Raw genomic sequence first — 23541 nt, 5'->3', positions numbered from 1 at the left:
GAACGACCGGCATTCTCCGACGCGACGCGCGGCGCCCGCGATCGCTCCACCAGCCTTGTTGCAAACACGCCGCGCCGCGCTATGCCGGGGTCATGACGCAGGGTGGGGACTGGATGGGACAGGCGCGCGCGGCGTTTCAGCGCGGCGACGATGCCGGCGAGATGGCGGCGCTCGAAGGCGCGATCCGCGCCGACCGGGGCAATATCCTGGCGCTGCTCGCCATGGCGGAGGCCAAGCGGCGGCGCGACGACTCGCGTGCCGCATGCAGTTTCTACCGGCTGGCGCTGAGCACGGCGGCGATCATGCCCAACGTGCCGTCCTCGCTGCACGCCGGCCTGATCCGCGGCCAGGAATTCATCGCCGAAAGCGAGAAGATGCTTGCGGCACATCTGGCGACCGAGTTGCGCGATGCAGGAATTTCGGCCGCCAGCGCGCCGCCGCGGGTCGCCGAAGCGCTGCGCCTGCTGACGGGCGAGCATGCGCTCTACCTCCAGCAACCAGCGATGTTCTATTTTCCCGGCCTGGCGCAGCGGGCCTTCTTCGATCGCGAGGAATTCGACTGGGTGCCTGCGATCGAGGCCGAAACGGCGGCGATTCGCGGCGAGCTGGAAGCGCTCATCGCCGATGCCGGCGACCGCTTCGCGCCCTATGTGACCGCGCATCCCGACCGACCGCCGCCGAACAATCCGCTGCTCGACAAACCCGACTGGGGCGCGGCCTGGCTGTGGCAGAGCGGCCGGATCGTCGACGGCATGGACCTGCTGTGCCCGCGGACGCTGGCGGCGCTCGAAGCGGCGCCGCAACCGGTCATTCCGGAACGCGCGCCGATCGCCCTCTTCTCCCGCCTCACCCCCGGCACGCATATCCAGCCGCATCACGGGCTGCTCAACACACGGCTGATCTGCCACCTGCCGCTGATCGTGCCGGAAGATTGCGCGATTCGGGTCGGCGCCGAAACGCGCGCATGGCGCGAAGGCGAACTGCTGATCTTCGACGACAGTTTCGAGCATGAGGCGTGGAATCGCGGCACGAGCGACCGCACGGTGCTGCTGTTCGAGGTCTGGCGGCCCGATATCGATGCCGACGAGCGCGAACAGCTCGCGCGAATCTTCACGGCGATCGCCGCCTATGACGAATCCGACCACGGATAAGGGAAAAGGGTCGCTGGTGGAGCCGAGGGGAATCGAACCCCTGACCTCTGCAGTGCGATTGCAGCGCTCTCCCATCTGAGCTACGGCCCCGCGACCGGGCGGCTCTTAACGAGCCTGCTTGACACTGGCAACGGCTTTTCTGACGATCTTTCGCGAAACGCGAAAATTGGGGAGATATCGAATGGCCAAGGCATGGCATCTGACCCGCCGCCCCTCCGCTTTGCCGACGATGGAACATTTCGCATTGCGCGACCTGCCCGACGATCCCTTGCAGGAGAATCAGCTGCGCGTCCGCAACCTGTGGCTGTCGGTCGACCCCTATATGCGTGGGCGGATGAACGACGCGAAAAGCTATACCGCGAGCTTCCAGATCGACCAGCCGATGACCGGCGGCGCGATCGGCGAGGTCGTCGAAAGCCGGATGGAGGGCTTCGCGCCCGGCGACCTGATCCTGCACATGGGCGGCTGGCGCGACGGCGGCGTCATCGGCCTCGACATGGCGCCGTTCAAGCTGCCTGCCGAGGCGCTGGCGGCGGGGATGGCGCCGCAGACCTTCCTGCACAACATGGGCCTGACCGGCGGCACCGCGTGGATCGGCCTGCTGCGCGTCGCGGCGGCGAAGGCCGGCGATACCGTTTTCGTGTCCGCAGCGGCGGGCGCGGTGGGATCGGCGGTGGTGCAGATCGCCAAGGCGCGCGAAATGACGGTGATCGGCGCCGCGGGCGGCGCGGAGAAATGCGCCTGGGTCCGCGAACTCGGCGCCGATGCCGCCGTCGATTACAAGGCGGGGCAGGTGCTGGACGGGCTGGCGGGGGCGCTCGAATCGCTCGGCAAGCCGGGGATCGACGTCTATTTCGACAATGTCGGCGGCGACCATCTCGACGCCGCTTTCGCGACCGCGAACGATTTCGCCCGCTTCGCCATCTGCGGGATGATCGACGTCTATAACGACGGGCATCCGCAGGAGATGAAATATCTGATCCGCGCCATCCCCGCGCGCATCCGCATGGAAGGCTTCATCTATACCGACCAGTTCTTCGATTGCATGGAGGAATTCTATGCCGACATGGGCAACCTGATCGCGAGCGGCGCGGTGACGATGCGCGAGACCGTGCGCGACGGCATCGAGTCGGCACCCGAAGCCTTCCTCGGCCTCTTCGCCGGCGCCAATATCGGAAAGATGCTCGTCCGCCTCTGACCGTCAGGTGCCGAAGCCGACCGAGAGAAAGTCCGGCATCGGGCCGTTCCAGCCATCGTCGGGACCATCGTCGTCGCGGCGAGTCGCCGCGGGAGCGGGCTTGCGGCCTGCGTCCTTCTTCGCGGCATGGCCGTCGCCGCTCCTAGGTTTCGCTTCGCTGCGCTTCGCCCGGGGTTTGCGCTCCTCTTCGCGGCGCCCTTCTTCACGGCGCCCCTCTTCACGTCTTTTGCCGTCGCGCGCGGGTCGCGCCTCTTCCTTGGGCTCGCCTGCGCTCTCGGTGCGTCCGAGGATCGCGATCTTCGAGCCGGTCAGCTTCTGGATATTGTCGATCGCCTCGTCGTCCGACGGCGTCACCAGCGTGAAGGCGCGGCCTTTCGCCCCGGCGCGGCCGGTGCGGCCGATGCGGTGGACATAATCGTCGGGATGCCAGGGCGCATCGAAGTTGAAGACGTGGCTGACGCCCTTGACGTCGAGCCCGCGCGCCGCGACGTCCGACGCGACGAGGATGTTGATGTCGCCGTTCTTGAAGCGGTCGAGTTCGGCGATGCGGCTCGACTGATCCATGTCGCCGTGAATCTCGCCCGCGCGATAGCGGTGCCGCTTCAGCGACTTGGCGAGTTCGCGCACCGTCGTCTTGCGGTTGCAGAAGATGATCGCGGTGGCGACGCCCTCTTCCTCGATCAGGTCGCGCAGCGTCTCGCGCTTGGCGCGCTCGCTGGTCTTGACGAGGAACTGGGCGATGTTCACGTTGGTGCTCGCGGGCCGCGCCACCTCGATCGTCTTGGGATTCGACAGGAATTTGTCGGCAAGCTTCTTGATCGGCGGCGGCATCGTCGCGGAGAAGAGCAGGGTCTGGCGATTCGTCGGCAGCTTGGTGCAGATATTCTCGATGTCGGGGATGAAGCCCATGTCGAGCATCCGGTCCGCCTCGTCGATAACGAGCATGTTGCAGCCGGTGAGCAGGATCTTGCCGCGCTCGAACAGGTCCATCAGGCGGCCCGGCGTCGCGATCAGCACGTCGACGCCCTTTTCGAGCGCCTTGATCTGATCGCCCATCTGCACGCCGCCGATCAGCAGCGCCATCGAAAGCTTGTGATACCGGCCGTAATTCTCGAAATTCTCGGCCACCTGCGCGGCAAGCTCGCGCGTCGGTTCGAGGATCAGCGAGCGCGGCATCAGCGCGCGGGCACGGCCCTGCGCGAGGATGTCGATCATCGGCAGCACGAAAGAGGCGGTCTTGCCGGTCCCCGTCTGGGCGATGCCGATCATGTCGCGCATCATCAGGACCGACGGGATCGCTCCCGCCTGAATCGGTGTCGGTTCGTCATAGCCCGCTTCGGTGACAGCGCGCAAAAGTTCATCGGAGAGGCCGAGGTCGGCAAATTTCATAAAGGTCAACTGTCCGGATAGGTTCGAGCGCGGCGTCCCACGCCAGCCGTCGCTGCCGCGGCCATTGGGCAAAAGGCCGGTAAAAGTCAAGGAATGCCGTTAAAAAGCCATGCGGCGGGACGGGCGCGATCAATCCTCCTCGCGCGGGACGGGCACGAGCAGCCGGAATTTGTCGATCTCGCACTTGGCGCCGGTCCGGGCGTGGATCTGGTCGCGATCCTCGCAGAGCTTTCCGTCCTTGTTCCCCTGCATGTAGAAGCCGGCATAGAAATCGAGCGCCCGGCAGCCGCGGTTGAGCTGGGCGCGCAAGAGCTGGTTCTGGCGCGTAATCAGGTCGATGCTGTCACGCTGGACCGCCTGCATTCCCATGATATTCCGCATCGGAATGCATTTCGGCGCCTTCTTTTCTTTCCACACGATCGTCGTCGGGCGGGGCGATCGCTGCGGCATCGGGCCTGCGGCGAAATTGTTGATCGGGCTGCGGCGCGCGGGCACGCGGATGATCAGTTCCTGCTCGATCACCACCTGCCAATAGGGCGCGGCGGGCGGTTCGGCGGGCGGCGGCACCAGCGACACCAGCGGCTCGGGCGGCGCGGCCGTGGGGGCGTTGGCGGCATTGGCCACCGGCGCCGCGGCGGCCATCAGCAGGGCAGCGGACGTCAGCACGGCCTTGCGACCGCTCCTGCCCCGTGCTGACCCATAATGCTTTTCACCAGTGCCTCCCGCACCCCCAAGCTGGACGGCGCCCCGCCGATCGTTCATTGCACCTTTAACCGCCATGATTGAACATCAAATGAATTGCTGTCGAGCCCCGAGGCGGAATCGTGCGCGGGCAGGCGCGGCAGCAAGCCGGACCGGGACCCGATGACACGCCCACCCTCTCCCTCGCTTCTTGCCGATCTTGCCGCGCTGCTGGGCCCCAAGGGCTTCATGACCGATCCCGAGGTTCTCGCGCCGTGGCTGACCGACTGGCGCGGCAAATATCACGGCGCCGCGGCGGCGATGCTGTCGCCCGCCACGACCGAAGAGGTGGCGGCGGCGGTGCGGCTGTGCGGCGAGGCCGGTGCCGCGATCGTGCCGCAAGGCGGCAACAGCGGCATGGTCGGCGGCGCAACTCCCGACGCGACCGGCACGCAGCTGCTGCTCAGCACCCGGCGGCTCGACCGCATCCGCGCCATCGACGCGGCGGCACGGCTGGCGGTCGTCGAGGCCGGCGTGGTGCTCGAGAATTTCCACAATGCCGTGCTCGCCCACGGGCTGCGCTTTCCGCTGACCCTCGGCGGCAAGGGGTCGGCGACGATCGGAGGGCTCGTCTCGACCAACGCCGGCGGCACGCAGGTGCTGCGCCACGGCACGATGCGCGCGCTGGTCGCGGGAATCGAGGCGGTGCTGCCCGACGGTAGCATCCTCGACGGTCTGGCGCCGCTGAAGAAGGACAACCGCGGTTACGACCTGCGCCACCTGCTGTGCGGCGCCGAGGGCACGCTGGGAATCGTGACGGCGGCCTGCCTGCGCCTCGTTCCCGTCGCGGCCGCGCGCGCCACCGCGTGGATCGGGCTCGAATCGCCCGACCAGGCACTCGTCCTGCTGCGGCGGCTCGACGCGGCGCTGGGCGACGCCCTCGAAGGGTTCGAGATCGTCCCGCACACGTGCCTCGACGCGGTGCTGCGCCATATTCCGCAGACGCGCGCGCCACTCGCCGCGCCCTGCCCCTGGTATGCGCTGATCGAACTCGCGGGCGACGATGCCGAAGCGCTCGACGCGGCGCTGCTCGCCGAACTGGCGCCGGCATTGGACGAAGGGCTCGTCCGCGATGTCGCGATCGCCAAGAACGAGCGCGAGAGCGAGGATTTCTGGCGCCTGCGCGATTCGATCTCGGAGGCGGAGCGCGCCGAGGGGCCCGCGCTCCAGCACGACATCAGCGTGCCGGTCGACCTGATGCCGACCTTCATCGCCGACAATCCGGCGCGCCTGTCCACCGCCTTTCCCGGCGCGCGCGCGCTGTCGTTCGGCCACCTCGGCGACGGCAATGTCCATCACCATGTCCAGCCGCCGGCTGGCTGCGACGGCAAGGCATGGATCGCCGAACATGGCGAGGCGGCCAGCCGGCTCGTCTATCGCCACGTCGTCGAACTGGGCGGCTCGATCTCCGCCGAACACGGCATCGGGCAGGCGAAGCGCGCCATGCTGGCGGAAATCGACAGTCCGGCGCGGCTCGCGGCGCTGCGCGGGGTCAAGGCGGGACTCGACCCGCTCGGCATCCTCAACCCGGGCAAGCTCGTCTGACGCATAAACCGCGCGTCGGCGGCAATCGGCCTCTTGCGCGGCGCGGCGCGGCCCAATAAGGCGCGAAAACCGCTTTCTTCCGCCACGCGGAAACCTGTTTCGGAGAATCATGATGGCCACGGCGCCGACCGCTTCCAATCTGCCCCTCTTCTACAAGGATCTGGTGCCGCTTTCGAGCGTCGACCACGCCGATTTCCATGCGCGCCCGCTCGACAGCGCCGATTTCCTGATCAACCAGCACGCCGTGCCGCTGACCTCCGACGAGTTCGTTTCCGCGTCGCGCCACTATCCGATCGTCTTCTCGGCCGGCGACAATCCGGTTCCGCTCGCGCTGATGGGCCTCAACGAGGGCATCAACACCTTCGTCAGCGAAGAGGGCAAGCTGATCAATCCGGTCTATGTCCCGGCCTATATCCGCCGTTATCCCTTCATGCTCGCCCGCCTGCGCCCCGACACCGACGAGCTTTCGCTCTGCTTCGATCCGACCTCGGGCGCGATCGGCAAGTTCGACGAGGGCGATGTGCTGTTCGTCGACGGCAAGCCGTCGGACGCGGTCAACAATATCCTCGAATTCTGCAAGAATTTCGAGGAAGCGGGCCAGCGCACCGGCCAGTTCGTCGAGGAACTGCAGAAGGCGGACCTGCTGATGGACGGCGAAGTCAGCATCCAGGCCGACGGCTATGAACAGCCCTTCGTCTATCGCGGCTTCAAGATGGTCGACGAAACGAAGCTGCGCGAACTGCGCGGCGATGTGCTGCGCAAGATGATGCAGAACGGCATCCTCGCGCTGATCTTCGCGCATCTCTTCTCGCTGCAACTGATGCGCGAGATCTTTGCGGAACAGGTGAAGGCCGGCAAGATGCCGGCGGTGACGGTCGCCCCGACGACCGCCTGAGGGAGAACGAGCCATGGCCACCGACGCGACGGCGGGAACCACCGCGAGCCCGCGTTACACGAAGGTGGCCATCTGGCTTCATTGGCTGATCGGCGCCGCGGTCATCGTCAACATCGGCCTTGCGATGCTGACCGAGGGCCTGCCGCGCGAAACCCACCGCGAAGCGATGGCGATCCACAAGGCGCTGGGCGTCACGGTGCTGGCGCTGACCCTGATCCGGATCGCGTGGCGGCTCGGACACCGGCCGCCGCCGCTTCCGGCAAGCGTTCCGGCATGGCAGCGCCCGCTCAGCCGGATCGTCCATTTCCTTTTCTATGCGCTGCTGATCCTGTTGCCGCTGTCGGGCTGGGTCTGGATGTCGGCGGCGGATCGGCCGATCGATTTCTTCGGCCTGTTCACCCTTCCCCCGATCGCCGCGCCGGGCAAGGCGCTCGCCGACACGATGCACGAACGGCACGAAATGCTGGGCCTGACGATGCTGGCGCTGGTGATCGTCCATGTGCTGGCGGCGCTCAAGCACCAGTTCGTCGACCGGTCGGGGGTCAACGCGCGGATGAATCCCTTTTGACAGGCACCGCTCCCCCCGCGTCAGAAGTCGATCGCCAGTCCTTTATATTCCCAGTCGCCATAGCGCACCGGGTCGCGGCCGCCCGGCTGGCTTTCCGCCGGGGCGGGTGCGGCGGCCGCGGAGGCCGGAACCGGCGTGGCGGTCCAGCCTGCCGGCGCCTTGACATGGGCCGGACGCCGGGTCGCGCGCGGCGTCCCGCCGATGATGTCCTGTTTCGCTCTATCGGTCATGCCGATCCCATAGGCCGCCTTGGCGCCGCCGCCAAGCGCGATGGCACGGAAGGAGCGCGCCGTGGCTGATGCCCGCAATCGCAGGCGGGGCCGTGCCGATGCGGGCGATCCGCCGGGCACCGCGCCGCGCCGCGCGGCCCTGCGGCTGCTCGACGCCGTGCTGCGACGCGGCGAGCCGCTCGATCTTGCCGCCCATGCCGCGACACAGGGCCTGACGCCGCCCGACCGCGCCTTTGCGATCGCGATCGTGTCGGAAGCGCTGCGCTGGCTGACCGCCATCGACACGCTGATCGACGGAGCCACCGAACAGCCGCTGCCCGAGGACGTCAAGGCGCGCGCGGTGCTGCGGATCGCGCTGGCCCAGTTGCTCGTGCTGCGCAGCCCCGCCCATGCGGTGGTGGCGACGGCGCTGCCGCTCGTCGCGGGCGGGCCCCGGCGGCTGGTCCACGCGCTGCTGTCGCGCGCGCAGAAAGAGGCATGGGAACTGCCCGACCATGCCGCCCTGCCCGCCGCCACCGCCGCGCGCTGGGCCGAGCAATGGGGGACGGACATGGTCGCGGCGGCCGCCGCCGCGTGGAGCGCGCCACCGCCCGTCGACCTGAGCTTCGCCGCCGAGCCGCCCGAACCGCTGCCCGAGGCGTTGGCGCTGGCGCCGCTGCATCGCCGCCTGCCGCGCGGCGGCGCGATCGAGGAGATCGCCGGCTATCGCGAAGGCGGCTGGTGGGTACAGGATCTGGCGGCGTCGATCCCGGCGCGCCTGCTCGGCCGCGGCGAAGGGCGAAGCGTGCTCGACCTGTGCGCCGCGCCGGGCGGCAAGACGATGCAATTCGCCGCCGCCGGGTGGCAGGTCGTGGCGGTCGATGCCAGCGCGAAGCGGCTCGAACGGCTGCGGGCCAATCTCGCGCGGACGAAGACGAATTTGCAGGCCGAGGTGGTGCAGGGCGACATCCGGCGCTGGCAACCCGACGAGCCCGCCGATGCGGTGCTGCTCGACGCCCCCTGCTCGGCGACCGGCATCTTCCGGCGCCACCCCGACGTGCTCCACCGCGTCGAGGCGGCGCAGATCACCGAAATGGCGGCGCTGCAAGCCGACCTGCTCGACCGCGCCGCGGCGTGGGTCAGGCCCGGCGGGCGGCTCGTCTATGCTACCTGCTCGCTCGAACGCGCCGAGGGCGAAGAGCGGATCGCCGCCTTTCTGGACGAGCATCCGGGGTGGGTCGTCCTGCCCGCGACGGCCGACGAACTGCCGGCGGGCGTCGAACCCGACGCGTCGGGCTTCGTCCGCACGCTACCGACGATGCTCGCTGACCGCGGCGGTCTCGACGGTTTCTTCGTCGCACGGCTGGAGGCGCCATCCTGCTGACGGCAGGGTTCAGCGTGCAGCCTATGCCCTGAAAGCCGGGTGCTCCCGCGAAGGCGGGGGGCCAGAGCGTATCGGCGTGCCTCTTCCGTCACGCTCTGGGTCCCCGCCTTCGCGGGGACACCAATTTCCACCACAAGCCCCGCAGGCTTAGAGCATCGAGCATTAAATCTGAACCGTTTGCCCCCCGCTTTCGCGGGGGCAAGCTCTGAGCTTGTCGAAGCCTGTCCTGAGCGCCTGCAAGGCAGTCGAAGGGGGCCGTTCTTTCTTCTGGCGCCGCAAGAAGAAGGACAGTGCTTCGACAAGCTCAGCACGAACGGCAGAAAGGGTGATGCAGATTTAACGCACAATTTTCTAGAACACCGCCTTCGGCGCGTCTTCCTTCATCATCGCCTGACGCACCATCGGGATCGGGGGGCCGCCGTAGGACAGGAACTGGTCGTGGAAGGCCTTCCATTTGGTCCGGTCGCCCGCCCCCCCGTTCTTGGCTGTCCAGTCCTCGCGCAGCTTGCGGATCATCAGCTTGCCCATCGTGTAGTTGAGGTAGAGCGGGTCATAGGTGCCGCGCGCCGCCTGTTGCCGGGCGTTGCCCTCATCCTGCCAGCATTGTTCCTTGAACAGCTTTTCGGAGTCGGCGACGGTCATGCCCTTGGTGTGCAGGCCGATCGCCGAAAGATAGCGGCAATCGCGCAGCAGCGCGTTCGAAAGCTGGCCGATATGCGTTTCGGGGTCGCCGTCCCCCAGCCCGGCATCCCACATCATCTCCTCGGTATAGTGCGCCCAGCCCTCGGCGAAGGCATAGCCGACGAACAACTTGCCGAAGATGCTCTCGGCGCGGTTCGAGTGGAGGAAGTTGAGGAAATGGCCCGGCCACACCTCGTGGACCGAGGTGAACATCAGGTCCTTGCGGCCCGGCACGAAATCCATCTGCGTCTGCTTGTCCCACGCGGGGTCGGGCGGCGAGATGTAATAGACCGACGGCAGGCCTTTCTCATACGGCCCGGGGATGTCGATATAGGCGCTGTTCTGCCGGTTATAGGGCGGCGATTCCTCGACCTGCGCCTGTTCGGTGCCGGGGATCGTGACGAGGTCCTTTTCGACGAGGAAGGCGCGCAGGGCGGGCAGTTGCCGCCGCGCCTCGGCGACCGGACCGTCGGCGGGCTTGTCCGCGTTCATCTTCTTCATGCAGTCGGCGATCGTCATGCCCGCGGCATAGGTCGCGCAGGCGGCCTTGAGCGCGTCCTGGTTGCGCTTGAGGTCGGCCTGGCCGATGCGTTCGAGTTCGTCGAGCGGCGTGTCGACCCCCTCGTTGGCGAGCAGCATCTTCGCGAACCGGTCAGGCCCCAGCGCCCAGCCGTCGGCGGTGCCGGGCTTCGAGCCGACATAGGCCGCAAGGTCCTTCATCGCCGCCGCCGCCTTTGCCGCCGCGTCGTCGAACTGCTTCTGGAGTTCGGGGTCCTTGACCTCTGCAAAGGCCTTCTTGGCGTCGCCGGTATAATAGTCGGCAAAGCCGCCGAAGCCCGCCGTGCCGAACTTGACGAAGGTCGCGGGCAGCGGAAGCGTCAGGTTCGCCTTGATCTGCTCCGCGGCGGCCGGGACCTTCTGCGCATAGGCGATGAACGCCTTCATCCGCGTCGCAGCGTCGGCATAGGGGCGCGAGACATAGACGTTGGGGTCGAGCGAGCCGACGTAGAAGGCCGGGTTCCGGTGCGGGAAGTCCGCGTCCTTCAGGAAGAAGAGTTGCCCCTCGGCCACATGGACCAGATAGTCGCGCTCGAATTTCTCGGCATCGGTCATCTGCGCGTCGAACGCCCTGGCGTCGGCGATCGTCTTTTCGAGATAGGCGATCTGCTTCTGGATGCCTTCGGGCGACCAGTCGGGCAGTTGCCCGTCATATTCATGCTTGCCCTGATAGACCGCGAAGTTCGGATTGAGCGGGAAATAGCCGGCGAGGAAATTGTCGCGGAACTCGGTCCAGTTCTTCGCCTGCTGCGTCGAGGCGGCCCCGTCGCCCGATGCGCCGCCCGATGCGTCGCCCGACGCGTTGCAGGCGGTCAGGACGAGGAGCGCGGCCGCCATCGCGGCCCCGCCGAGGTGGGCAAATCTGGGTTTCATGCGGGTATCTCCCTGTTTTCCGATGGCGCCTCTTCTGGCATCCGCCCCCGCGCGTGGCACCCGATAATCGACGAACGACAGCATCGCGCCTCTGGACAGCCGGGATTGCCGGGCTAGGAGCGGGACCATGGCCACCATCCCACCACCGCCCGACGAAGAGCCCGTGCTGCCGGGGGATGCCGCGGCCAAAGCCCCTTCCCCGCTGCGCTATGCCGATTACCGATATTACTGGTTCGCGCGCTTCACCGCGGTGATGGCGACGATGGCGATGGTGGTGGTCATCGGCTATCAGCTCTACGATACCGCGCGCACCGATTACGGCATGTCGATCCGCGAGGCGTCGTTCCAGCTCGGCCTGCTGGGACTGGTGCAGTTCGTGCCGCTGGCGATTCTGACCCCGGTCGCGGGCTGGGCGGCCGACCGGTTCGAGCGGCGCAGCGTCGCGATCTTTTCCAACCTGATCGACATCGGCATCGCCGCGACGCTCGGCTGGTTCACCTGGACCGGAGGGCTGACGCTGCCGCTGCTGTTCGCGCTCGCCGCGCTGCACGGCGTGGCGCGCGTCTTCTCCGGCCCGGCGATGTCGGCGATCGCGCCCAATATCGTCCCCATCGAGGTGCTGCCGCGCGCCATCGCGATGAGCAGTATCGCCTGGCAGTCGGCCGCGGTCGTCGGCCCCGCCGCGGGCGGGCTGATCTATGCCGCGCATCCGGCCTCGGTCTATGTCTTCGCGGCGGTGCTGCTCGCGCTGTCGGCGCTCACCCTCGGCCGGGTGCGCCCCGTGCTGCCGCCGCCCGCCGAGGTGCGCGGCCACCCGCTGCGCGAGATGGTCGACGGGCTGCAATTCACCTGGAAGGAGCGCTTCCTGCTCGGCACGATCACCCTCGACCTGTTCGCGGTGATCCTGTCAGGCGCCACCGCGATGCTGCCCGTCTATGCCCGCGACATCCTGCACGCCGGGTCGGAGGGGCTGGGCTTCCTGCGCGCCGCGCCCGCGATCGGGGCGGCGATCGTCGCGCTGGGGCTCGCGATCCGGCCGATCGAGCGCAACGTCGGGGTCAAGATGCTGTGGGCGGTCGCGGTGTTCGGCGCCGGCACCGTGGCGTTCGGCCTGTCGACCAACTTCGCGCTCTCGATGCTGCTGCTGATCGTCATGGGCGCGGCGGACATGTTCTCGGTCTTCGTGCGCGGCACGCTGATCCAGCTCAACACCCCCGACCATATGCGCGGCCGCGTGAGCGCCGTGTCGGGCCTCGCCATTTCGGCGTCGAACGAGCTTGGAGAGATGCGCGCGGGCGCGATGGCCGCGGTGCTCGGCCCGATCGGCGCGGTCGTCGTCGGCGGCGCGGCGGCGATCGGCGTCACCGCGATCTGGGCCTGGCTGTTCCCCGAACTGCGCCACGCGCGCACCTTCAAGCCGCAGTTCGAACCGGCGGCGCGCTGAGCGCGTCACCGCTGGTCGCAAAAGGCCCTCGCCCCGTCCAAAAGCTATTGTCTATTTATTTGGTTGAATTATGGTGAGCGCACCCGTCACCGCGGCTTCCTCTTCCCTCGATGGAGAAACCGCCATGCACAATGCCACCATCCGCTACCGGATCCTGACCATCCCCGGCCTCAACAACAGCGGGCCCACCCATTGGCAGAGCCTGTGGGAGCGCAAATTCTCCCGCTGCGAGCGCATCGACCTCGGCCGCTGGGATGCCCCGGACAAGGACGAATGGGTCGAGCGGATCGACCATGCGATCGCCGATGCCACCGACGACGAACCGATCCTGGTCGCCGCGCACAGCCTGGGTTGCCATGCCTTCGCCCACTGGTTCGCCGCCGCCGGCGGACTGGCCCGCGCGCGGCTGGCAGGGGCGCTGCTCGTCGCCCCGCCCGACCTGTCGCGCCTGCGGAACGATCACGGCCTGACCGGCTTCGCCGATGCGCCCGCCTTCACCTCGCGCGTCCCGATGACCGTCGTCGCCAGCGACAACGATCCCTATGCGAAGACCGCCCATGTGTGGCGCCTGTCGCGGCAATGGGACGCGCGCTTCGTCAACGCCGGTCCCTTCGGTCACCTCAATGCCGACTCGGGGCTCGGGGACTGGCCTTATGGACAGTATCTGCTGGCCTCGTTACAACCTGCGCCGACGCCCGCGCTGGCCGACGAAAGGCTTTGGATCCGCTCGGGAGACTGGCCGAACCGGGTCCGTCGCGATCCCCGCTTCGAACATAGGGAAAGTGCACACAGACGATGAAAGCCAATTCGATCCTCGAAACCATCGGCAACACGCCGCACATCCGCGTCGCGAAACTGTTTCCCGACGCGGAGGTGTGGATCAAGTCGGAACGCAGCAATCCCGGCGGGTCGATCAAGGATCGTATCGGGCTGGCGATGATCGAGGCGGCCGAGCGTGACGGCAGCCTGAAGCAAGGCGGCACCATCGTCGAGCCGACGTCGGGCAACACCGGCATCGGCCTGGCGATGGCCGCCGCGGTCAAGGGCTACAAGCTGATCCTCGTCATGCCCGAAAGCATGTCGATCGAGCGGCGGCGCCTGATGCTCGCCTATGGCGCGACCTTCGACCTGACGCCGCGCGAAAAGGGCATGAAGGGCGCGATCGAACGCGCGATCGAACTGGTCGAGACGACCCCCGGCGCCTGGATGCCCCAGCAGTTCGAGAACGACGCCAACGTCGAGGTTCACCTTCGCACGACGGCGCAGGAAATCCTGACCGATTTCGCCGATTCGCCGATCGACGTGCTGATCACCGGCGTCGGCACCGGCGGCCACATCACCGGCTGCGCCCAGCTGCTGAAACAGCATTGGCCGGATCTGAAGGTGTTCGCGGTCGAACCGACCGCGTCGCCCGTCATTTCGGGCGGCCAGCCGGGTCCGCATCCGATCCAGGGCCTCGGTGCCGGCTTCATCCCGCGCAACCTGCACACCGACCTGCTCGACGGCGTGATCCAGGTCGATGCGGGGGATGCCAAGCAATGGGCGCTCCGCTCCGCGGCGGAGGAAGGCCTGCTCGTCGGCATCTCCTCGGGCGCGACGCTCGCCGCGATCCACCAGAAGCTTCCCGACCTGCCCGCGGGCGCGCGCATTCTCGGTTTCAACTACGACACCGGCGAGCGCTATCTGTCGGTCCCCGATTTCCTGCCCGAAATCTAGGATCACCGCCATGCCGGGCAGCGACGAGCGCGATCCGCCGGCCTTGCGGCGCGACGGCGCGGGATGGCTGTTCGTCCTGCTGGCGGCGATCGCGATCGTCGCCGTCCTCCATGCCAGCGGGCGTGGGCCGGGCGCGGACGCCGCCGTCCGGCCGCACCCCGTCGCGCCGCCGCCCGACGTCGTGCCCGCGGTGCTGCCGACCGAACTCGCTCCCCTCACCGAGGATGATGCACGCACCGAAAACGCCCATATCCCGCTGGTGAAGAAGGGTTTCGTCGCGGCGCGACCCTTCGTCTATCCCGGCAACGGCGACAATCGCGCCCGCGCGCGCGATTGCCTTGCCTCGGCGATGCTCTACGAGGCTGGCGACGATGCCAAGGGCCAGCGCGCGGTCGGACAGGTCGTGATCAACCGCGTCCGCCACCCCGCCTTTCCCAAGTCGATCTGCGGCGTCGTGTTCCAGGGGTCGGAGCGGGCGACCGGATGCCAGTTCACCTTCACCTGCGACGGGGCGCTCGACCGCCGCTATTCCGATGCGGCGTGGACGCGCGCCCGCGCGCTCGCCGACCGGATGCTGTCGGGATCGACCGACCCCGAGGTCGGGCTCGCCACCCATTATCATACCGACTGGGTCCGCCCCTATTGGAGCGACAGCCTCGAGAAGATCGCGGTCGTCGATACGCATCTGTTCTTCCGCTGGCCGGGCTATTGGGGCACGCCCGGCGCCTTTCGCGGCGCCGTCGCGGGAAGCGACGGCCCGGTCGCCAAGCTTGCGGCGCTGTCCCCGTTCCATGCGGCGGCGCTGACCGCGCCGGTCGAACTGGCGGGCGTCGATGCCAAGGCCGAGATCGGCGAGACGCGGATCGTTCCGGGTTCCGGCGGCGGCGCGGGGCGCGACGCCCTCTATGTCCAACTCGACCACCGCGCCGCGCCCGAAAGCTTCGTGGCCACGGCGCTGCGGCTGTGCGGCGACCGGCCCTATTGCAAGTTCATGGGCTGGACCAACCCGGTGCTGAAGCCCGATTCCGACGCGATGAGCGAAATCCAACGCGCGGCGATGAGCTTTTCCTATCTGCGCGACGACAAGGCGGCGTTCGAGAAGGCGCTGTGGAACTGCACCGAATACAAGCGCGACGACAAGCGCCAGTGCATGAAGCGGTAAGGCGACTCCGTTCCATCGTCATTGCGAGCGGAACGAAGCAATCCAGAGCGGTTGCCACAAGCTCCGGATTGCCACGCGGCTTCGCCGCTCGCAATGACGAGCGGGTTCATGCCCGCCCCGGATCAGCCGTGCGGACGGATCAGATATTTCTCGCCCGTCCGCTTGGCGTTATAGGCGGCGACCGCATCGAGCGACAGCGTATCGACCAGCGAGATGTCGTGGCTGTAGTGGCTCTTGAAGGTCGTGGTCAGTTCGTCCGCGACGCGCTGGCGCATGCGGCCGACGACCTCGGCACCGGCCTTTTGCATGAAGGGGGTGAGCAGGAAGCCCGAGAGCGACCAGGAAAAACCGAAGCTGCGGTTGAGCACGGTCGGCCCCATGTCGAGCCCGCCATAGATATAGACCTGCTTGAAGCTGTCGGAGCCATAGCGGCTGTAATTGGTCATCCGCTTCACCGCCGCGGCCTCCATCGCCGACAATATCTGTCCCGCCAGCTTGCCGCCGCCGATCGCGTCGAAGCCGAGCGTCGCGCCCGTCTCGGTGATCGCGGCGATCAGCCGGTCCATGAAATCATCGTCGCTGCTGTTGACGATATGCTTCGCGCCCAGCCCCTTCAGGATTTCGACCTGCGCGGCGCTGCGCACGATGTTGACGAGCGGAATGCCGTCCTTCGCGCAGATCTTCACCAGCATCTGGCCCAGGTTCGACGCCGCCGCGGTGTGGACGATCGCGCTGTGCCCCTCCATCCGCATCGTCTCCGTGAAGGCGAGGCTGGTCAGCGGGTTGACGAAGCAGGAGGCGCCGTCCTTCGGATCGGTCCCGTCGGGCAGCGGCATGCACATCTGGACGGGCAGGCAGCGATATTCGGCGTACATCTCGCCGCCGAGCAAGGCCACCGTCCGGCCGAGCAGCGCCTGCGCCTCCGGCGAATCGCCGGCCTTGACCACAAGGCCGCAGCCTTCGTTGCCGATCGGCAGCGCGTCGCCGACGCGGCTCGCCATTGCACGCATCCCCTGCGGCGGAATGTCGGCGGTGACGACCGGCAGGCCGTCGCGGGTCGCGGCGCGTGCCGTCGTCATGTCGGCCCCGCCGAACAGCAGGCCGAGGTCCGACGGATTGATCGGCGTCGCCAGCACTTTCACCAATACCTCGTGCGCTTTGGGTTCGGGCATCGGACGCCGCTCGAAGAAGACCTCGAGTTCGCCCTCGGGCTTGACCAGCGTCAGCATGACGAGGTTGGTGGCTGGCAGGTCGGTCATCGCATATCTCCCGGTTTTCAGTTTCTCGATGCAACCGATCTAGGCGAGCGCGTGCCGGCTGGCAATGGCGACCTCACCCCTGCGCGGGTCGATATGCCGCTGCCAGTCGCAGCACCGCGTCGGCGAGTTCCTTCCGGCAGATCAGCAGGTCGGGCAGATAGGGATCGGGATTGTTGTAGCGGATCGGCGACCCGTCGACGCGGCTGACGTGCAGCCCGGCGGCGGCGGCGACCGCGGCGGGGGCGCAATTGTCCCATTCATACTGGCCGCCGGTGTGGAGGTAGATATCGGCCTGACCCTGCACTACCGCCATCGCCTTGGCGCCCGCCGATCCCATCGCGACGAGTTCGGCGCCGAGCCGCTCGGCGACGAACACCGCTTCGGCGGCGGGCCGCGTGCGGCTGACGAGCATCCGCGGCGGCGTGTTGGCGGGGATCAGGGCGATGGGAGCGCCCGACGTCAGCGTCACCCCCTGCCCCGGCAAGGCCACCGCGCCGACGCGCGCCACGCCGTCGATCGCGAGCGCGACATGCACCGCCCAGTCGCGGCGCCCCTCGCCATATTCGCGCGTGCCGTCGAGCGGATCGACGATCCAGACGCGGCGGTGCGCGAGGCGCGCGGCGTCGTCCTTCTCCTCTTCGGACAGCAGCGCGTCGTCGGGGCGCGCGGCCCGCAGTTCGCGGCACAGCAGCGCATTGGCACGCGCATCGCCCTCCGTGCCAAGCGCCTTGCCTTCGAGGCCACTATCGGCGCGCAGTTCGTCGAGCAGGCGCCCCGCCGCCGTCGCGAGCCGTTCGGCCAGCTGCTCGTCGCTTTCGGGCGCGCTCATCCCAGCAGCCGCTCGACGATCAGTTCGGCGGCCTGCTCGGGCGTCATATCGGTAGTATCGATGCGGATTTCGGGGTTTTGCGGAACCTCATAGGGGCTGTCGATACCGGTGAAATTCTTGAGCTGCCCGGCGCGCGCCTTCTTGTAGAGGCCCTTGACGTCGCGCCTCTCGGCCTCGGCGAGCGGCGTGTCGATGAAGATCTCGATGAACTCGCCCTCGGGCAGCATCGCGCGCACCATCTCGCGCTCCGCCCGGAACGGCGAGATGAAGGCGGTGATGACGATCAGCCCGGCGTCGGTCATCAGCTTCGCGACCTCGCCGACGCGACGGATATTCTCGATCCGGTCGGCCTCGGTGAAGCCGAGGTCCTTGTTGAGCCCGTGACGGACATTGTCGCCGTCGAGCAGGAAGCTGTGGCGGTTCATCCGGTGCAGCTTCTTTTCGACCAGATTGGCGATCGTCGACTTGCCCGACCCCGACAGGCCGGTGAACCACAGCAGTGCGGGCCGCTGATTCTTGAGGTCGGCGCGCATCTCGCGATCGATGTCGGTCGCCTGCCAGTGGACGTTCTGCGCGCGGCGCAGGCTGAAATGCAGCATCCCCGCCGCGACCGTCGCATTGGTCAACTTGTCGATCAGGATGAAGCCGCCGAGCGTGGGATTGTCGGCATAAGCCTCGAACACGATCGGCCTGTCGGTCGACACTTCGACGACGCCGATGCCGTTCAACTCCAGCGTCTTGGCCGCGAGGCGGTCGAGCGTGTTGACGTTGATCTCGTACTTCGGCGCCTGCACGGTCGCCGACACGCTCTGCGTCGCGAGCTTGAGCCAATAGGCGCGGCCGGGAATCATCGCCTCGTCGGCCATCCAGACGAGCGTCGCCTCGAACTGGTCGGCGGCTTCGGGCGGCGCGTCGGCGGCGGCGATCACGTCGCCGCGCGAACAGTCGATCTCGTCGGCGAGCATCAGCGTGACCGACTGGCCCGCGACGGCTTCGGAAAGGTCGCCGTCCATCGTGACGATGCGACTGACCGTCGTGGTCTTGCCGCCTGGCAGGATGCGGATCGCGTCGCCCGGCGCCACCCGACCGCTCGCGATCTGTCCCGAAAAGCCGCGGAAATCGAGGTTGGGGCGGTTCACCCATTGCACCGGCATGCGAAACGGCTTCGCCTCGTCGGCGGCACCACCGACATCGACGCTCTCCAGATGTTCGATCAGCGCCGGCCCCTTGAACCACGGGGTGTTCGGCGACAGCGCGGTGATATTGTCGCCCTTGAACCCCGAGATCGGAATGGCGGTGAAATTCGTGATCCCGATCTCGCTCGCAAAGGCGCGATAGGCGAGCGCGATGCGGTCGAACACCGCCTTGTCGTAGCCGACGAGGTCCATCTTGTTCACCGCGAGCACGATGTGCCGGATGCCGAGCAAATGCGCGAGGAAGCTGTGCCGCCGCGTCTGGGTCAGCACCCCCTTGCGCGCGTCGATCAGGATGACCGCGAGGTCGGCGGTAGAAGCGCCGGTGACCATGTTGCGCGTATATTGTTCGTGCCCCGGCGTGTCGGCGACGATGAACTTGCGCTTTTCGGTGGTGAAGAAGCGATAGGCGACGTCGATCGTGATCCCCTGCTCGCGCTCGGCGGCGAGCCCGTCGACGAGCAGCGCGAAGTCGATCTCCTGCCCCTGCGTGCCGACGCGCCGGCTGTCGGCTTCGAGCGCGGCAAGCTGATCCTCGAAGATCATCTTGCTGTCGTAGAGCAGCCGCCCGATCAGCGTCGACTTGCCGTCGTCGACCGAACCGCAAGTGATGAAGCGCAGCAGCGACTTGCGCTCGTGCTGCGCGAGATAGGCGTCGATGTCCTCGGCGATGAGGGCGTCGGTGACGTAGACGGGGTCGGTCATTGCGCGAATCCCCGAACACAATAGTCCGTTTGCCCTGAGCTTGTCGAAGGGCCGTTCTTTTCTGTTGTCGTCGAAAGAAAGGACGGGGCTTCGACAAGCTCAGCCCGAACGGACGGAGGGAAATAATGAAAGGGCAGCATCAGAAATACCCCTCCTGCTTCTTCTTCTCCATCGACGCGTCGCCGCCGTCCTTGTCGATGATGCGGCCCTGCCGTTCGCTGGTGGTGGTCAGCAGCATTTCCTGGATCACCGCGGACAGCGTCGCCGCCTCGCTTTCGACCGCGCCGGTCAGCGGATAGCAGCCGAGGGTGCGGAAGCGCACCGAGCGCTCGACCGGCACCTCGCCATCGCGCAGCGGGAAGCGGTCGTCGTCGACCATCAGCAACAGGCCGTCGCGTTCCACCGTCGGGCGCGGCGCGGCGAAATAGAGCGGCACGATCGGGATATTCTCGCGCGCGATATATTGCCAGATGTCGAGCTCGGTCCAGTTCGAGATCGGGAAGACGCGGATGCTTTCGCCTTTCGCCTTGCGGGCGTTGTAGAGGTTCCACAGCTCGGGGCGCTGCTGCTTCGGGTCCCAGCCGTGGCTTGCGGTGCGGAAAGAGAAGATGCGCTCCTTCGCCCGGCTCTTTTCCTCGTCGCGCCGCGCGCCACCGAAGGCGACGTCGAAGCCGTGGAGATCGAGCGCCTGCTTCAGGCCCTCGGTCTTCCACATATCGGTGTGGAGGGGGCCATGGTCGAACGGGTTGATCCCGCGCGCCTTCGCCTCCGGGTTCTGATAGACGATCAGTTCCATCCCGCTCTCGGCCGCCATGCGGTCGCGCAGCTCGTACATCGCGCGGAACTTCCACGTCGTGTCGACATGCATCAGCGGGAAAGGCGGCGGCGAGGGATAAAAGGCCTTGCGCGCCAGATGCAGCATCACCGCGCTATCCTTGCCCACCGAATAGAGCATCACCGGCCTGGCGGCGTCCGCCATCACCTCGCGCAGGATATGGATGCTCTCGGCCTCCAGACGGTCCAGATGGGTCAGCGTATCGATCATCCCCCGCCCTTGCCGTCCCGCTTCGCGCCGGGCAAGCTGTATGCCCTTTTCCCGGTGCAAGCCAGACTTGTGCGGCTCAACCATCGACCTTCGCCGCGCGCCAGTCGGTCGCCGCGCGCTCGATCGCGGGCAGCGCGTGCGCGAGCCGCGGCACGACATCGGCCTGCGCGCGCCACGCCGGATGGATCAGCAGGCCGAGTTCGCGGCGCAGGTCATAGCCGCCGACCCGCAGCGGCACGATGCCGTCGATCGCGAGCGACACCGGCGCGGTGGTGATGCCCACCCCCGCCGCGACCATGCGCAGGCAGCGTTCGTCGCTGTCGCTGCGCAGCGCGAAGCGCGGGCGAACGCGGTGGCGCGTGAAGAAGCGGCTGGTCGCGTCGAGCAATTCGCAGGCGCGGCGCGCGATCATCGTCTCGGGCGCCAGTTCCTCGGGGCCGACCTCCCCGCGCCCGGCCAGCGGGTGGTCGGCGGCGACGAACATCACCAGCGGTTCGTCATAGAGCGGGACGACATGCGGCCCGCGCTCGCCGGGGCGCAGCGGGACGAGCGCGATATGCAGCCGCCCGCCGTGGACGCCGGCGCGCAGGTCCGACTCGCCATTCTCGACGATCTCGATCGCGAAGTCACGCGCGAGCAGCGCCGCGACGGCCTGCAGAAACTCGCCGGGAACCGACCGGATCGTGCCGAGTTTCAACGCCGGCCGGTCGCTTTCCTCGGCGCGGCCGAAGGTGTCGGCAGCGCGAAAGCCGCGTTCGAGGTCGCGCGCGATCGGTAGGAAGCGGCCGCCCGCCTCGGTCAGGCGAATCTGGCGGCGGTTGCGGATAAACAAAGGCGCGCCGACGAGCCGTTCGAGGTCGGCGATGCCGGTCGACAGCGCCGGCTGGGTAACGCGGATGTGCTGCGCGGCGCGCGTGAAGCTGCCCGCATCGACGACGGCGAGGAACTGGCGGATGTGCGCGCGCTTTATCATAAATTTTTTTTATGCTGAAACGCATGAAGTTTCAATTTTCATATGGTGCGGCTTTGCGGCAGACTTCGCGGCGACCACGTTCGTGCGGGCCGTTCGCGCGGGCGGAGGCCCTGTTCCGCTCCCGATCGAAGGAACCCTGATGCGCGCCACCCCCGATTTCGATTTCGCGCTCGGCGAGACCGCCGACATGATCCAGGGCACCACCGCCCGCTTCGCCGACGAGGTGATCGCGCCGCTGGCCGACCGCGCCGACCGCGAGGACTGGTTCCCGCGCGCTGAACTGTGGCCCGCGATGGGCGATCTCGGCCTGCACGGGATCACCGTCGAAGAGGAATGGGGCGGGCTCGGGCTCGGCTATCTGGAGCATGTGATCGCGGTCGAGGAAGTGTCGCGGGCGTCGGGCGCCATCGGCCTGTCCTATGGCGCGCACTCGAACCTGTGCGTCAACCAGATCCGCCGCTGGGGCAATGAAGCGCAGAAGCGCAAATATCTGCCGAAGCTGATTTCGGGCGAGCATGTCGGCAGCCTCGCCATGTCGGAAGCCGGCGCGGGCAGCGACGTCGTGTCGATGAAGCTGAAGGCCGAGAAGAAAGGCGACCGCTTCATCCTCAACGGCACGAAATACTGGATCACCAACGCGGCCCATGCCGACACGCTGGTCGTTTACGCAAAGACCAGCCCCGAGGCAGGATCGCGCGGCATCACGGCCTTCCTGATCGAAAAGGACATGCCGGGTTTCGCCATCGGGCAGAAGATCGACAAGGTCGGCATGCGCGGCTCCCCCACCGCCGAACTCGTCTTCACCGATTGCGAGGTCAGCGAGGAACAGGTCATGGGGCCGGAGAATGGCGGCGTCGGCGTGCTGATGTCGGGGCTCGACTACGAGCGCGTCGTGCTGGCGGGGCTCCAGCTCGGCATCATGCAGGCGTGCCTCGACACCGTCATCCCCTATGTCCGCGAGCGCCGGCAGTTCGGCAAGCCGATCGGTTCGTTCCAGCTGATGCAGGCGAAGGTCGCCGACATGTATGTCGCGCTCCAGTCGGCGCGCTCCTATGTCTACAACGTCGCCAAGGCTTGCGATGCCGGGCAGACGACGCGCTTCGACGCGGCGGGCGCGATCCTGCTCGCGAGCGAGAGCGCGGTGAAGGTCGCGGGCGAGGCGATCCAGGCGCTCGGCGGTGCGGGTTACACCAGGGACTGGCCGGTCGAGCGCTATTGGCGCGACGCCAAGCTGCTCGACATCGGCGCGGGCACCAACGAGATACGACGCATGCTGATCGGCCGCGAACTGATCGGCGCCGGGGCGTGAGCCTGCTCTGGCTGTCGGCGGCGCTGATGGCGGCGACGGCCTTCGTCCATGGCGTCCTCGGCGAGCGGCGGCTGATCGGGCCGCTGATGATGCTCGATCAGGGCGTGATGGGCGTCGATCTGGCGCGCCGCGTCTTTCGCCTCGCCTGGCATGCGCTGTCGCTGCTGATGCTGGTATCGGCGGCGGCGGTGATCTGGCCGGGAACGCCGCGCGGGCTGATCCTGCTGATCGGCGCGGCGTGGACCGCGACCGGGCTGTTCGACGCCATCCATACGCGCGGGCGGCACATCGGCTGGCCTTTCCTCACCGCATCGGGCGCGCTCGCGCTGCTGGGGGCGGCATGAGCGAGACGATGCTCGACGCGCTGCAATATTATGGCGCCGCCGCGGCGACGATCGCGGCGCTGCTCGTCTCGCTCAACCTCGGCGAGCGGTGGAACGGCTGGGCGTTCGTCATCTTCGTGACCAGCAGCCTCGCGCTGATCGCGTGGGGCTTCCTGCAATCCGACAGCGAAGGCATCGGATGGCAGAATGTCGCGCTGCTCTGTATCAACTGCGTCGGCGTCTATCGTCACCTGATCCGCAGGAAGCCGGTTGGCAAACATGCCTCAAATGATTGACGTCATTGCGAGGAGCGGAGCGACGCAATCCAAGGCGATTACCGCACGCTCTACACCGAGCCTTAAATCTACACCGCTTGCCCTGAGCTTGTCGA

At 67.5% G+C, this 23541-nt stretch carries 22 protein-coding genes and 1 tRNA gene; 13 read left to right on the top strand and 10 right to left on the bottom strand.

Annotated features, from left to right (window positions below; genetic code table 11):
* Positions 1-92: 92 nt before the first annotated feature.
* On the top strand, positions 93-1151 hold the full coding sequence (locus tag C3E99_RS07515) for an aspartyl/asparaginyl beta-hydroxylase domain-containing protein (protein ID WP_083675216.1): 1059 nt from the start codon (positions 93-95) through the stop codon (positions 1149-1151).
* A 14-nt stretch (positions 1152-1165) separates the two neighbouring features.
* Here C3E99_RS07515 and C3E99_RS07510 read toward each other — a convergent pair.
* Positions 1166-1241, bottom strand: a tRNA-Ala gene (locus C3E99_RS07510).
* Between the two features lie 91 nt (positions 1242-1332).
* Here C3E99_RS07510 and C3E99_RS07505 point away from each other — a divergent pair.
* Positions 1333-2349 carry an NADP-dependent oxidoreductase gene (locus C3E99_RS07505; RefSeq protein ID WP_104959643.1) on the top strand — a complete coding sequence of 339 codons (1017 nt, stop codon included), beginning with the start codon at positions 1333-1335 and terminating at the stop codon, positions 2347-2349.
* Positions 2350-2352: 3 nt separating this feature from the next.
* Here C3E99_RS07505 and C3E99_RS07500 read toward each other — a convergent pair whose 3' ends face one another.
* Together C3E99_RS07500 and C3E99_RS07495 are read right to left on the bottom strand one after the other, a co-directional pair.
* Complete coding sequence (locus tag C3E99_RS07500) at positions 2353-3738, bottom strand: DEAD/DEAH box helicase (protein WP_104959642.1); 1386 nt, start codon at positions 3736-3738, stop codon at positions 2353-2355.
* Positions 3739-3867: 129 nt separating this feature from the next.
* Positions 3868-4404 carry a hypothetical protein gene (locus C3E99_RS07495; protein ID WP_104959641.1) on the bottom strand — a complete coding sequence of 179 codons (537 nt, stop codon included), beginning with the start codon at positions 4402-4404 and terminating at the stop codon, positions 3868-3870.
* A 198-nt stretch (positions 4405-4602) separates the two neighbouring features.
* Between C3E99_RS07495 and C3E99_RS07490 the strand changes: the two genes are divergently transcribed.
* The 3 genes from C3E99_RS07490 to C3E99_RS07480 all read left to right on the top strand — a co-directional run bounded on the left by C3E99_RS07490 (position 4603) and on the right by C3E99_RS07480 (position 7487).
* Entirely contained in the window at positions 4603-6024 is a 1422-nt protein-coding gene (locus C3E99_RS07490) for an FAD-binding oxidoreductase (protein ID WP_076077851.1), read from the top strand.
* A gap of 112 nt (positions 6025-6136) precedes the next feature.
* The gene (locus C3E99_RS07485) at positions 6137-6919 is read left to right on the top strand and encodes a SapC family protein (protein ID WP_067113017.1); all 783 of its coding nucleotides are present in this window, start codon (positions 6137-6139) and stop codon (positions 6917-6919) included.
* A 13-nt stretch (positions 6920-6932) separates the two neighbouring features.
* Complete coding sequence (locus C3E99_RS07480; RefSeq protein WP_067113015.1) at positions 6933-7487, top strand: cytochrome b; 555 nt, start codon at positions 6933-6935, stop codon at positions 7485-7487.
* A 20-nt stretch (positions 7488-7507) separates the two neighbouring features.
* Here C3E99_RS07480 and C3E99_RS07475 read toward each other — a convergent pair whose 3' ends face one another.
* Positions 7508-7717 (bottom strand): DUF1674 domain-containing protein, encoded by a 210-nt coding sequence (locus tag C3E99_RS07475; RefSeq protein WP_076075478.1) that lies wholly within the window; start codon positions 7715-7717, stop codon positions 7508-7510.
* Between the two features lie 61 nt (positions 7718-7778).
* Here C3E99_RS07475 and C3E99_RS07470 point away from each other — a divergent pair, with 61 nt between their 5' ends.
* Positions 7779-9080 carry an RsmB/NOP family class I SAM-dependent RNA methyltransferase gene (locus tag C3E99_RS07470; protein ID WP_234002640.1) on the top strand — a complete coding sequence of 434 codons (1302 nt, stop codon included), beginning with the start codon at positions 7779-7781 and terminating at the stop codon, positions 9078-9080.
* A 351-nt stretch (positions 9081-9431) separates the two neighbouring features.
* Here C3E99_RS07470 and C3E99_RS07465 read toward each other — a convergent pair whose 3' ends face one another.
* Positions 9432-11192 carry a DUF885 domain-containing protein gene (locus C3E99_RS07465; protein WP_234002639.1) on the bottom strand — a complete coding sequence of 587 codons (1761 nt, stop codon included), beginning with the start codon at positions 11190-11192 and terminating at the stop codon, positions 9432-9434.
* A 127-nt stretch (positions 11193-11319) separates the two neighbouring features.
* Between C3E99_RS07465 and C3E99_RS07460 the strand changes: the two genes are divergently transcribed.
* From C3E99_RS07460 to C3E99_RS07445, 4 genes are all read left to right on the top strand, one after another.
* Positions 11320-12636, top strand: a complete 1317-nt coding sequence (locus C3E99_RS07460; protein WP_083675089.1) for an MFS transporter — start codon at positions 11320-11322, stop codon at positions 12634-12636.
* A gap of 124 nt (positions 12637-12760) precedes the next feature.
* A complete protein-coding gene (locus tag C3E99_RS07455) occupies positions 12761-13435 on the top strand; it encodes an RBBP9/YdeN family alpha/beta hydrolase (protein ID WP_076075486.1) in 675 nt (224 codons plus the stop codon).
* A complete protein-coding gene (cysK, locus tag C3E99_RS07450; protein WP_076075488.1) occupies positions 13432-14352 on the top strand; it encodes a cysteine synthase A in 921 nt (306 codons plus the stop codon). Before C3E99_RS07455 ends, cysK begins: the two co-directional genes overlap by 4 nt.
* Before the next feature lie 10 nt (positions 14353-14362).
* Complete coding sequence (locus tag C3E99_RS07445) at positions 14363-15514, top strand: cell wall hydrolase (protein WP_104959639.1); 1152 nt, start codon at positions 14363-14365, stop codon at positions 15512-15514.
* A 122-nt stretch (positions 15515-15636) separates the two neighbouring features.
* On the opposite strand, the gene C3E99_RS07440 is transcribed toward C3E99_RS07445, so the two are convergent.
* From C3E99_RS07440 to C3E99_RS07420, 5 genes are all read right to left on the bottom strand, one after another.
* The gene (locus C3E99_RS07440; protein WP_076075494.1) at positions 15637-16773 is read right to left on the bottom strand and encodes a zinc-binding dehydrogenase; all 1137 of its coding nucleotides are present in this window, start codon (positions 16771-16773) and stop codon (positions 15637-15639) included.
* Between the two features lie 73 nt (positions 16774-16846).
* Positions 16847-17602 (bottom strand): 3'(2'),5'-bisphosphate nucleotidase CysQ, encoded by a 756-nt coding sequence (locus tag C3E99_RS07435; protein WP_076075497.1) that lies wholly within the window; start codon positions 17600-17602, stop codon positions 16847-16849.
* Positions 17599-19500 (bottom strand): sulfate adenylyltransferase subunit CysN, encoded by a 1902-nt coding sequence (gene cysN, locus C3E99_RS07430; RefSeq protein WP_076075499.1) that lies wholly within the window; start codon positions 19498-19500, stop codon positions 17599-17601. Before cysN ends, C3E99_RS07435 begins: the two co-directional genes overlap by 4 nt.
* A gap of 139 nt (positions 19501-19639) precedes the next feature.
* Positions 19640-20545, bottom strand: a complete 906-nt coding sequence (gene cysD, locus C3E99_RS07425) for a sulfate adenylyltransferase subunit CysD (RefSeq protein WP_067109884.1) — start codon at positions 20543-20545, stop codon at positions 19640-19642.
* A 76-nt stretch (positions 20546-20621) separates the two neighbouring features.
* The gene (locus tag C3E99_RS07420; RefSeq protein ID WP_076075501.1) at positions 20622-21518 is read right to left on the bottom strand and encodes a LysR family transcriptional regulator; all 897 of its coding nucleotides are present in this window, start codon (positions 21516-21518) and stop codon (positions 20622-20624) included.
* A 139-nt stretch (positions 21519-21657) separates the two neighbouring features.
* On the opposite strand from C3E99_RS07420, the gene C3E99_RS07415 reads away from it, so the two are divergent.
* From C3E99_RS07415 to C3E99_RS07405, 3 genes are read left to right on the top strand one after another with little or no spacing between them, the layout of a single operon-like run.
* Complete coding sequence (locus C3E99_RS07415; RefSeq protein WP_076075503.1) at positions 21658-22827, top strand: isovaleryl-CoA dehydrogenase; 1170 nt, start codon at positions 21658-21660, stop codon at positions 22825-22827.
* Entirely contained in the window at positions 22824-23171 is a 348-nt protein-coding gene (locus C3E99_RS07410) for a hypothetical protein (RefSeq protein ID WP_234002638.1), read from the top strand. The genes C3E99_RS07415 and C3E99_RS07410 overlap by 4 nt, the downstream gene beginning before the upstream one ends.
* The gene (locus C3E99_RS07405) at positions 23168-23446 is read left to right on the top strand and encodes a hypothetical protein (protein ID WP_067109894.1); all 279 of its coding nucleotides are present in this window, start codon (positions 23168-23170) and stop codon (positions 23444-23446) included. The genes C3E99_RS07410 and C3E99_RS07405 overlap by 4 nt, the downstream gene beginning before the upstream one ends.
* The last annotated feature ends 95 nt before the right edge of the window (positions 23447-23541 follow it).

Origin of the sequence: Sphingopyxis sp. MG, from assembly GCF_002953155.1 — a bacterium.
GTDB classification, from domain to species: Bacteria; Pseudomonadota; Alphaproteobacteria; order Sphingomonadales; family Sphingomonadaceae; genus Sphingopyxis; species Sphingopyxis granuli.
Note: the sequence above shows the minus strand (reverse complement) of the source record. Positions and strands in the feature narration are given on the sequence as shown.

Excerpts from the sequence above, each read along its gene's own strand:
- C3E99_RS07465 (WP_234002639.1), bottom strand. The coding sequence starts at position 11,192 with ATGAAACCCAGATTTGCCCACCTCGGCGGGGCCGCGATGGCGGCCGCG.
- C3E99_RS07480 (WP_067113015.1), top strand. The coding sequence starts at position 6,933 with ATGGCCACCGACGCGACGGCGGGAACCACCGCGAGCCCGCGTTACACG.
- C3E99_RS07460 (WP_083675089.1), top strand. The coding sequence starts at position 11,320 with ATGGCCACCATCCCACCACCGCCCGACGAAGAGCCCGTGCTGCCGGGG.
- C3E99_RS07420 (WP_076075501.1), bottom strand. The coding sequence starts at position 21,518 with ATGATAAAGCGCGCGCACATCCGCCAGTTCCTCGCCGTCGTCGATGCG.
- C3E99_RS07500 (WP_104959642.1), bottom strand. The coding sequence starts at position 3,738 with ATGAAATTTGCCGACCTCGGCCTCTCCGATGAACTTTTGCGCGCTGTC.
- cysK (WP_076075488.1), top strand. The coding sequence starts at position 13,432 with ATGAAAGCCAATTCGATCCTCGAAACCATCGGCAACACGCCGCACATC.
- C3E99_RS07405 (WP_067109894.1), top strand. The coding sequence starts at position 23,168 with ATGAGCGAGACGATGCTCGACGCGCTGCAATATTATGGCGCCGCCGCG.
- C3E99_RS07485 (WP_067113017.1), top strand. The coding sequence starts at position 6,137 with ATGGCCACGGCGCCGACCGCTTCCAATCTGCCCCTCTTCTACAAGGAT.
- C3E99_RS07475 (WP_076075478.1), bottom strand. The coding sequence starts at position 7,717 with ATGACCGATAGAGCGAAACAGGACATCATCGGCGGGACGCCGCGCGCG.
- C3E99_RS07445 (WP_104959639.1), top strand. The coding sequence starts at position 14,363 with ATGCCGGGCAGCGACGAGCGCGATCCGCCGGCCTTGCGGCGCGACGGC.
- C3E99_RS07455 (WP_076075486.1), top strand. The coding sequence starts at position 12,761 with ATGCACAATGCCACCATCCGCTACCGGATCCTGACCATCCCCGGCCTC.
- cysN (WP_076075499.1), bottom strand. The coding sequence starts at position 19,500 with ATGACCGACCCCGTCTACGTCACCGACGCCCTCATCGCCGAGGACATC.
- C3E99_RS07515 (WP_083675216.1), top strand. The coding sequence starts at position 93 with ATGACGCAGGGTGGGGACTGGATGGGACAGGCGCGCGCGGCGTTTCAG.
- C3E99_RS07415 (WP_076075503.1), top strand. The coding sequence starts at position 21,658 with ATGCGCGCCACCCCCGATTTCGATTTCGCGCTCGGCGAGACCGCCGAC.
- C3E99_RS07490 (WP_076077851.1), top strand. The coding sequence starts at position 4,603 with ATGACACGCCCACCCTCTCCCTCGCTTCTTGCCGATCTTGCCGCGCTG.
- cysD (WP_067109884.1), bottom strand. The coding sequence starts at position 20,545 with ATGATCGATACGCTGACCCATCTGGACCGTCTGGAGGCCGAGAGCATC.
- C3E99_RS07435 (WP_076075497.1), bottom strand. The coding sequence starts at position 17,602 with ATGAGCGCGCCCGAAAGCGACGAGCAGCTGGCCGAACGGCTCGCGACG.
- C3E99_RS07440 (WP_076075494.1), bottom strand. The coding sequence starts at position 16,773 with ATGACCGACCTGCCAGCCACCAACCTCGTCATGCTGACGCTGGTCAAG.
- C3E99_RS07505 (WP_104959643.1), top strand. The coding sequence starts at position 1,333 with ATGGCCAAGGCATGGCATCTGACCCGCCGCCCCTCCGCTTTGCCGACG.